The organism is Microcystis sp. M31BS1 (genome assembly GCF_020245285.1).
Classification (GTDB): domain Bacteria; phylum Cyanobacteriota; class Cyanobacteriia; order Cyanobacteriales; family Microcystaceae; genus Microcystis; species Microcystis panniformis.
The window spans coordinates 1-8,174 of the sequence record NZ_JADBVE010000273.1 but is presented as its reverse complement, the minus strand read 5'-3'; the positions used below and the strand labels follow the sequence as shown (position 1 = coordinate 8,174).

The 8,174-nt window shown below is 42.1% G+C and carries 7 protein-coding genes; 2 read left to right on the top strand and 5 right to left on the bottom strand.

Features of this window, described 5'->3' with window-relative positions; translation table 11 throughout:
* Positions 1–182: 182 nt before the first annotated feature.
* Positions 183–2,057 carry an ABC transporter ATP-binding protein gene (locus tag IM509_RS15980; RefSeq protein WP_185237846.1) on the top strand — a complete coding sequence of 625 codons (1,875 nt, stop codon included), beginning with the start codon at positions 183–185 and terminating at the stop codon, positions 2,055–2,057.
* 97 nt (positions 2,058–2,154) lie between these two features.
* On the opposite strand, the gene IM509_RS15975 is transcribed toward IM509_RS15980, so the two are convergent.
* Positions 2,155–3,552 carry an amidase gene (locus IM509_RS15975; RefSeq protein WP_052278119.1) on the bottom strand — a complete coding sequence of 466 codons (1,398 nt, stop codon included), beginning with the start codon at positions 3,550–3,552 and terminating at the stop codon, positions 2,155–2,157.
* Between the two features lie 142 nt (positions 3,553–3,694).
* Here IM509_RS15975 and pyrR point away from each other — a divergent pair, with 142 nt between their 5' ends.
* Positions 3,695–4,228, top strand: a complete 534-nt coding sequence (gene pyrR / locus IM509_RS15970; protein WP_002769862.1) for a bifunctional pyr operon transcriptional regulator/uracil phosphoribosyltransferase PyrR — start codon at positions 3,695–3,697, stop codon at positions 4,226–4,228.
* Positions 4,229–4,244: 16 nt separating this feature from the next.
* Here the strand turns inward: pyrR and IM509_RS15965 are convergent, their stop codons facing one another.
* The 4 genes from IM509_RS15965 to IM509_RS15950 all read right to left on the bottom strand — a co-directional run bounded on the left by IM509_RS15965 (position 4,245) and on the right by IM509_RS15950 (position 7,629).
* Positions 4,245–4,520 carry a GlsB/YeaQ/YmgE family stress response membrane protein gene (locus IM509_RS15965; protein ID WP_170863924.1) on the bottom strand — a complete coding sequence of 92 codons (276 nt, stop codon included), beginning with the start codon at positions 4,518–4,520 and terminating at the stop codon, positions 4,245–4,247.
* A 14-nt stretch (positions 4,521–4,534) separates the two neighbouring features.
* Positions 4,535–4,771, bottom strand: a complete 237-nt coding sequence (locus tag IM509_RS15960) for a CsbD family protein (RefSeq protein WP_052278120.1) — start codon at positions 4,769–4,771, stop codon at positions 4,535–4,537.
* Between the two features lie 270 nt (positions 4,772–5,041).
* Entirely contained in the window at positions 5,042–5,824 is a 783-nt protein-coding gene (locus IM509_RS15955) for an endonuclease/exonuclease/phosphatase family protein (protein ID WP_072926584.1), read from the bottom strand.
* Between the two features lie 188 nt (positions 5,825–6,012).
* On the bottom strand, positions 6,013–7,629 hold the full coding sequence (locus tag IM509_RS15950; RefSeq protein ID WP_072926583.1) for an ABC transporter substrate-binding protein: 1,617 nt from the start codon (positions 7,627–7,629) through the stop codon (positions 6,013–6,015).
* Positions 7,630–8,174: the final 545 nt, after the last annotated feature.

Below are 8,174 nucleotides of genomic sequence, written 5' to 3'. Positions count from 1 at the left end.
TAACCCTTGTATAGAAAGGCATTTAGCGATTTTTGTCAATTATTTTTCTCTAGAGCGAACTAATCAATTAAGTCTCTTGCCAGATAAGGATTTAGTCGATTTATGCTCCCCTATCGAACCATACCAAGTAACGAAGAGCCACTTAGGTTAAGATGATGCTAGGTTTCACCAGTTAAAGAGCTATGGATAACAAAGTTCTCGACGTTCGCCATCTCACCGTTGAATTTTCTAATCAGAAAAGAACAACAGTCGCCGTTAATAACATTAGTTTTAGCTTGCAGAAAGGTCAAGTTCTCGGTTGTGTGGGGGAGTCGGGTTCAGGAAAATCCGTCACCTCCCTTGCACTCATGGGATTGGTTCCCTCTCCTGGAAAAATTACCGGGGGAGAAATTTGCTTTCGTCCGGCAAAAGGTCCGTCAATGCAAGCAGTAGATTTATTATCTATTCCCCCGGAAGAATTGCGTTATTATCGCGGGGGAGAAATGGCGATGATTTTCCAAGAACCAATGAGTTCTCTTAATCCAGTTTATAACATCGAGTTTCAACTCACAGAAGCAATTTTACTGCATCAAAAAGTCACCACTGAACAGGCAAAAAATCAAGCCATCTCTCTACTGCAAGAAGTGCGCTTATTACCCAGTGATGAACAGTTGGAGGAGAAGTATATAGAAACTTTTCCCTTAGAAAATAAGGGTCATGTCAGAGAAAAAATTAGAACTTATATTCAGGAACAAAAAGAGGCAATTCTCAAGCGTTATCCTCACGAATTATCGGGGGGACAATTACAAAGGGTAATGATTGCCATGGCGATTTCTTGTAATCCTACCCTATTAATTGCCGATGAACCAACCACCGCTTTAGATGTGACTGTCCAAGCAGAAATATTAAGATTATTAAGAGATTTGTGTAAAAGCGATCGAGAAATGTCAATGGTTTTTATCTCCCACGATTTAGGAGTTATTAACGAAATTGCCGATCAAATTGTCGTGATGTATCAAGGAGAAATTGTCGAACAGGGAACTAAAGAAGAAGTATTAAATTATCCCCAACATCCCTACACAAAAGGTTTACTTGCCTGTCGTCCTCGCTTAAACTCTCGTCCAGAAAAATTGCCCACCGTCAGCGATTTTTTACGAGTGGAAAAAGACTCTCAAGGTAAGATTATTGAATTACAGGAAATTACTCCACCAGCAGTTAAATTTATTACTCTCCAAGAGGAAGAAAGCAGAATTGAAGGTTTACAACATCACGAGAATATTTTATCGGTAGAAAATTTATCGGTTAGATTTCCAGTTAAGGGAGTTTTCGGGCAAGTAAAGACCTTTTTTAATGCCGTAGATCAGGTCAGTTTTGCCGTTAAACGGGGGGAAACCCTGGGTTTAGTCGGTGAGTCGGGCTGCGGAAAATCTACCTTAGCAAGGACAATTCTGCGCTTAATTCCTGCCACTTCTGGAGATATCTATTTCCGAGGAGAAAATCTCGCTAAATTAAACCCCAGCGATCCAAAATTAAGACTACTGCGCCGGGAATTACAGATAGTTTTTCAGAATCCCTACAACTCCCTGAATCCCCGTTTATCCATCGGTAAAGCAATTTTAGAACCGATGGTTATTCATCATACCGGCGGCAATTACAAAAAGCAACGGCAACGAGTAGAATATTTATTAGAACGAGTTAAACTCGATCCTAATTGGTTTGATCGCTATCCCCATCAATTATCGGGAGGACAACGACAAAGGGTGTGTATTGCTCGCGCTTTAGCCTTAAATCCTCAGTTTATTATCTGTGATGAATCTGTCTCTGCTTTAGATGTTTCCGTGCAAGCGGGAGTCTTAAATTTACTCAAAGAATTACAGCAGGAATTTAATCTCACTTATATCTTTATTTCCCACGATTTAAGTGTCGTCAGATTTATGAGCGATCGCATTATGGTGATGAATAAAGGTAAAATTGAGGAAATTGGTACAGCTAACGAAATTATCAACTCTCCCCAAAGCGATTACACCCGTAAACTTATCGCTTCCATTCCCCAATTTACCGAAAGTCTTGCTAGTTAAGTAGCTGGTTATAATTAAATTAAAAATGGATTTTAGCTTCGATCCCCCCTTAGTCCCCCCTTAATAAGGGGGGTGTCTGACAACTTTTAACACCTACCTACTTAAAATTAGCAGTCAAACCGAAAGGATTAGCTGCCTCTAATTGTGCCGATAAACCTAACAAAGTGATTTCATCAGCAGGTTTACCTACTAACTGAATTGCCACGGGTAAACCCTGACTATCAACCCCTGTGGGTAAAGCAATCGCGGGTAAACCACTCGCATTAGCAATCGGAGAAGGAGCAATCCAACGAATTATATTATTAATCGCTTCTTCTGGTGGTAAATTTTCCCACTCACCAATTCCGGGGGGTTGATGTAGGAAAATGGGCAAAAGTAAGACATCAAAATTATCAAACATCGCCACAATTTGCCGCGAAATAATGTGCATCTGCTGCACTGCTTGCAGGTACTCCCCCGCGCTGCCAGAATTCTCTAATAACCATTGATTAAGGGGACTTAATAACTGCTTGGGAATTGCCGCCGCTGCCGTCCCCGCTTGCCAAATACGGCGAAAAGGAGCGATTAAAGCCTGTAAATCCGGAGAATACTCGGTTAAATGATGCCCCATGTCCTCTAAAATTTTAGCCGTCTCGATCACAGCATTTTTATAAACGGAAGCCGCTTCACCGAAGGGAGATATGGAAGTAGAAAAAGCGATTCTTAGGGGTTTTACGCCTCTCTGAGTGGCTTCTAGGAAAGAAAAGGGCGGATCGGGTAGCCAGTAGGGATCGCCCGTCGTATAGCCCGAAATCACGGTAAGCAGCGCCGCCCCATCTGCCACCGTCTTAGAAAGAGTGCCGTTAGTGGCGATACCGCTTTGAAATTCCCCCACCGGGGCATAGGAAACGCGCCCACGACTGGGTTTTATCCCCACCAAACCGCAACAACCCGCCGGAGTACGAATGGAACCACCACCGTCGGAACCCTGGGCAATCGGGCAGAAACCCGCCGCTACCGCCGCCGCCGCGCCGCCACTGGAACCTCCTGCGGTATAATCGCGGTTGAAGGGGTTACGAGTCGGCAAAAAACCCGGATTTTCGGTGTAGGGAAAGGAACCTAACTGGGAAGTGGCAGTTTTGCCCAGAAGGATAAAACCCGCCATTTTCATTCTGGTGACGATTCCTTCGTCGTATTGGGCGATATTTCCCTGTAAGGCGGCGACTCCGTAACTAACTGGCATTCCAGCGACGGCATTTAAGTCTTTAATGGCGGTGGGAACTCCAAAAAAAGGCGGTAATTCGGCAGTATCGGTGATTTGACTTAATTGTTCCGTTTGGGCGCCCGCGGTTGCTAGGGAGCTTTCCCCGGCGACATGGACAAAACCACCAATTTGACTGTCAAATTTTTCAATTCTGTCGAGGTATAAATGGGTTAATTCTAGGGGGGAGATTTGTTTAGTGCGAATCAGTTGGGCTAATTCTAGGGCAGATTTTTGCAATAATTCATCACTCATGAGCGATCGAGGTAAAATAGGTAAGTGAAAATAATTATATTCGTTAGTGGGAAGATGGTTTTAAAGGAAAAAAGAAAAAGTTAAAAAAGACCATTACTGTAAAAATTTCCCTATCCCCTATCCCCCCTTGTCTTGGAAAATTATGACCTCACAGTTAATTGAAATTCTCTCGGCTGACGAAATTCGTCGCACCATTACCCGTTTAGCTTCCGAAGTTATCGAAAAAAGTGGCGATTTAAATAATTTGATTTTGATCGGTATCTACACGCGAGGAGTGCCTTTAGCTAATTTAATTGCTAGTCAAATTGAGAGCTTAGAAGGGGTAAAAGTTCCCGTGGGAGCGATCGATATTACCTTCTATCGCGACGATCTTGATCGCATTAAAACCCGCACTCCTGCTAAAACCAAAATGCCCCTAGATGTCACGGGAAAAACCGTGATTTTAGTCGATGATGTTATCTATAAAGGTCGCACGATCCGCGCCGCTTTCAATGCTATTATTGAGTATGGCAGACCGCAAAAAATCCGCTTATTAGTCCTCGTTGATCGTGGTCATCGGGAATTACCAATTCACCCGGATTTTACGGGCAAAAAACTACCCACCGCAGCCGAGGAACAGGTAAAGGTTTATCTACAAGAGATTGACGGCAAAGATGGGGTGGAATTAATCAAATAAAGAGGAGTTAAGACTATTAGCGAGAAAGGAGTTTGGTAACTAATCCCCAGAGGAAAATAAACAGGATTGCCCCGATAATAGCCACAAAAATACCCGGTATGCTCAAGCTAGAACTCCCTAGGGCAAAACTGCCAGTTTGAAGCAAATTTAACAGGGTTCCCCCCACAAAAGCCCCGATAATTCCTAGCAAAGTCGTGGCAAAAATACCACCCCCCTGTCGCCCAGGATAAATAGCTTTTGCGATCGCACCAGCAATAAAGCCCAAAATTATCCAAGAAATGACATTAATCATGATTTTAATCCCGTTCAGTTAATTTTGTCTTTGATGTTTTCGATTGCGTCCTGGGCAGCGTTTTTCATGTCCTCCAACAAATTTTCTGCCTTATCTTTGACATCAGCTGCCACGTTCATTGCCGCTGCTTGTACCTGCTTTAATTCTCCTTCTGCTTTCATTTTCTCGTCGCCAGTTAATTCTCCAGCAGCCGATTGTACTTTCCCCTCGACATTTTTGGCAGCCGCTTTCATTTTGTCTTCGATGCTCATAAATTTTTCCTCGGTCAAGAAATTGTTCTTGTTATTTTTATAACACAAATGCGGTAATTACTGCCCTTTAAAAACTTAAATAAATCTTAAGTTTTTGGAAATAATTATTATTGGTTTCGCCATTGAGAGCGATCTATATCTGGCAAGGCTTGCGCTTATTGTTAATTTTTTTGTCGTTTAAAAAACTTAACAAATTTAACCATCGAATCACCAGAGTCTGCTGAAGCTTTTACCCTCTATATATTTGCTAAATAAAAAAATCATCTATTTTTAGGGCAAGGTAAAAGCAGCAATTACGGGATAATGATCGGAAGGAATCAGATTCAACCAACGGGAAGGATCGACTTTTGCCCAATCTAACTGCAAACGGCTATCATAATAAATGGTATCGATGGCTAAATAAGGGGTATCGGTATAATTATTAAAGCTCATTTGTTCGGCTAATTCCAAATCGGCTAAAGCATCCTTTAATCTAATTTCTGACTGGAGAGTTTGAGTTAAAATCTGACGGGGTAATCGTTGAGAATTAACATTAAAATCACCCGTTAAAAATAGGTAATCTTTTGTTAAATCTAGTTGACAAAAATGCTCCTGTATGCACTTAGCACCTAAGTCCTTAGCTTTGTCGCTATAGTAATCGAGATGGGTATTATAAAACTGCAAAGTTTGCCCCTCAAGAGTGCGAAATTTAGCCCCCGTTACCATGCGGGGATAAGGATTACCCCAAGCTTCAGTGATACTGCCAACAATATCGGGAGTTTCTGATAGCCAAAATTCGTATATTTCTAAACATTTTAACCGACTTGGTTGATATAAAATCGCACAATGTTCATCTAATCCTGTCCCTCTGCGATCGCTGCCTAAACTTTGGTATTTTGGCAATAAACGGTGTAGATCCAATAGTTGATTAGCGCGAGCTTCCTGAGTACCAATTATATCGGGAGAATAGTGAGCAATTAGAGCCGCTACTGCTTCCCTTCTTACTCGCCAATTACGCTCATCAGGATCGGGTTTATCGTAGCGAATATTAAAGGACATTGCTGTTAGTTTCATAGGAAAATGGAGAATGAGGAAGGGAATCGGGAGTGGGAAGTGGGGAAGTGGGGAAGTGGGGAAGTGGGGAAGTGGGGAAGTGGGGAAGTGGGGAAGTGGGGAAGCTGTCTCATCACCCTATCACCCCAAAACCCTCCGCAACGCGCACGCAGTGACCACCCTATCTCCTGACTCCTAATAATTAATTATCAGGATTTTTTGGCAATTGTCCAGAAGGGAAAAGTTTGACTGGGATTGATGATAACCCCCGTGATGCCATGGCGAGCAAAAGCGTATTCCTTGGTTTGCCAAAGGGGAATATAGGGAACTTCATCGGCGAGAATTTCTTGAATTTTGCCAAAAATCTGCTTTCTTTTGGCTGGGTTACTTTCCCGACGGGATTGTGCGATTAATTGATTCATTTCTTGACTGTAAAAAAATGAGCCTTGACTTTGCGATCCTCCTTCTTCACAACCAGTTTTTGGGGAACCTTTAGCACAATCTAAAAAGGGATAAATATAGTTATCTGCATCCAAAAAATCGGGATACCAATTAGATAGAGCAGTGGTATAAAGTCCCCGGCTAATATTACGGAAAAAGGCCGCTCCTAGGATACTATTGGGTTCAAATTGAATCATATTATCTAAATCCCGTTTTGCTAGAGCTTTCATCACTGCTGCCACGCTGCTGGAAGTAATCGATCCCGAGGAGTGCCAAACTTCTACAATTGCGGGTTTTTCTGGACTATAACCAGCAGTTTTTAGTAATTGTTTTGCTTGCTCTATATTATGGTTGCCATAGCGCTCTTTAAACACCGGTTGTGACTCGGAAAAAGTAGTAGGAATGAGACTAAAAAGAGGTATCCCTTGACCTTGTAAAATGCGATCATTAAGTAAATCTCGATCGACTAGAGAAGCAATTGCTTGTCGCACTAAAATATTATCGGTGGGTTCACTTTTGAGATTGACGCTCATAAAGTTAATTGCTGCCCCAGAAGATTCGATCGCTTGCCATTTTCCCTGGGCTGCTTCTGTGCGTAATTTTCTCACTTGAGGAGGCAGTAAAGATTGATAAGCAATATCCACCGCACCTGTTTGAAAACCGTTAAATAAATTGGCAGGATTCGAGAGATAAATTTGCACATTAACTCCCTTATTTTTGGCCGGTTCTCCCCAATAGCGATCGAAGGCTTCTAAACTAAAAGAATCGCTAGTAACTGCTTTTAATCGATAATGTCCTGTGCCGATAAATTCTTCGGGTTTAAATTTACCCTCGCCAATTTGATAAAATTTGGGTGAAACCGCACAGGCTCCGGGGTAAGCTAAAAGAGCGGGAAAAGCGGCAAAAGGTCTTGTTAGTTTAATAGTAATTTCGTCTTCTTTTGTAGCGGTGATTTTATCAATTGTATCCCGGAGAAGAAAGGACGGTTCGCCACCATTTTTGATGAATCTTTCTAGGGAAAACTTCATCGCCTCTGCGTTAAAAACCGTGCCATCATGAAAGATAACTCCCCGACGTACTGGGATAGTATAAGTCAAACCATCGGGGCTAATTTGGGGCAATTCCGTGGCAAGGAGAGGCTTTAAATTAGTGGTTCCTTCGGCGTAGGTGTAGAGAGTTTCACCGAGATTATAAATAATAAAAAGTCCCGCTAACTCATAACTATCGGCCGGATCGATCGAGCGTGGTTTTAGGGTTGTCCCAATCATCAGGCGATCGCTATCTACTTGTAGTAAATTGGAATTAGTGGACTGACAGCCCACAGTCAGAAGAAGACAGAGGCAAAATAAACTTAAATAGCGATAAAGTTGGTGTAAAGGTTTCATCGATAGCGATTAACGGCAGCTAGGTATCAATCAATCCTATCATTTTTGTGCATAATCTTTTCCCCTAGGTTCCCTTAAGGAACTAGGTTGATTGCCTAATTGGTTGGGGAAAATTCTTCAATAACTGCACTGATTACCCAGACAATTAAACTAAATTTTCTGGTCGATGATGGCAAAAACTTGATCAATTTGGACAAGAAGAAGACCCTGGGCAGCAAAGGGTTTAAATGGTTCAGAATAGCTGGAGCTATGGAGGCAGATAGCAACCGATTAGAAACTCATCTTCTTTTATCTATCAGCCATTTAAGTAAGTAGTTATAATTAAATTGAAGATAGATTTTGCCTCTGATCCCCCCTTAGTCCCCCCTTGATCCCCCCTTAGTCCCCCCTTAGTCCCCCCTTGATAAGCTATCCATTAGTCGGATCTTTCTTAACAAAAAGAGAAGAAACTTAAAAAAAGGGGAAACGATTGATAGGTATAGTTTTGAAAGAAGGAATTAAGGTGGAGGTAAGCAAAAAAATGGAGAAATGGGCAGCCCAAGAAT

Excerpts from the sequence above, each read along its gene's own strand:
- IM509_RS15980 (WP_185237846.1), top strand. The coding sequence starts at position 183 with ATGGATAACAAAGTTCTCGACGTTCGCCATCTCACCGTTGAATTTTCT.
- IM509_RS15975 (WP_052278119.1), bottom strand. The coding sequence starts at position 3,552 with ATGAGTGATGAATTATTGCAAAAATCTGCCCTAGAATTAGCCCAACTG.
- pyrR (WP_002769862.1), top strand. The coding sequence starts at position 3,695 with ATGACCTCACAGTTAATTGAAATTCTCTCGGCTGACGAAATTCGTCGC.
- IM509_RS15965 (WP_170863924.1), bottom strand. The coding sequence starts at position 4,520 with ATGATTAATGTCATTTCTTGGATAATTTTGGGCTTTATTGCTGGTGCG.
- IM509_RS15960 (WP_052278120.1), bottom strand. The coding sequence starts at position 4,771 with ATGAGCATCGAAGACAAAATGAAAGCGGCTGCCAAAAATGTCGAGGGG.
- IM509_RS15955 (WP_072926584.1), bottom strand. The coding sequence starts at position 5,824 with ATGAAACTAACAGCAATGTCCTTTAATATTCGCTACGATAAACCCGAT.
- IM509_RS15950 (WP_072926583.1), bottom strand. The coding sequence starts at position 7,629 with ATGAAACCTTTACACCAACTTTATCGCTATTTAAGTTTATTTTGCCTC.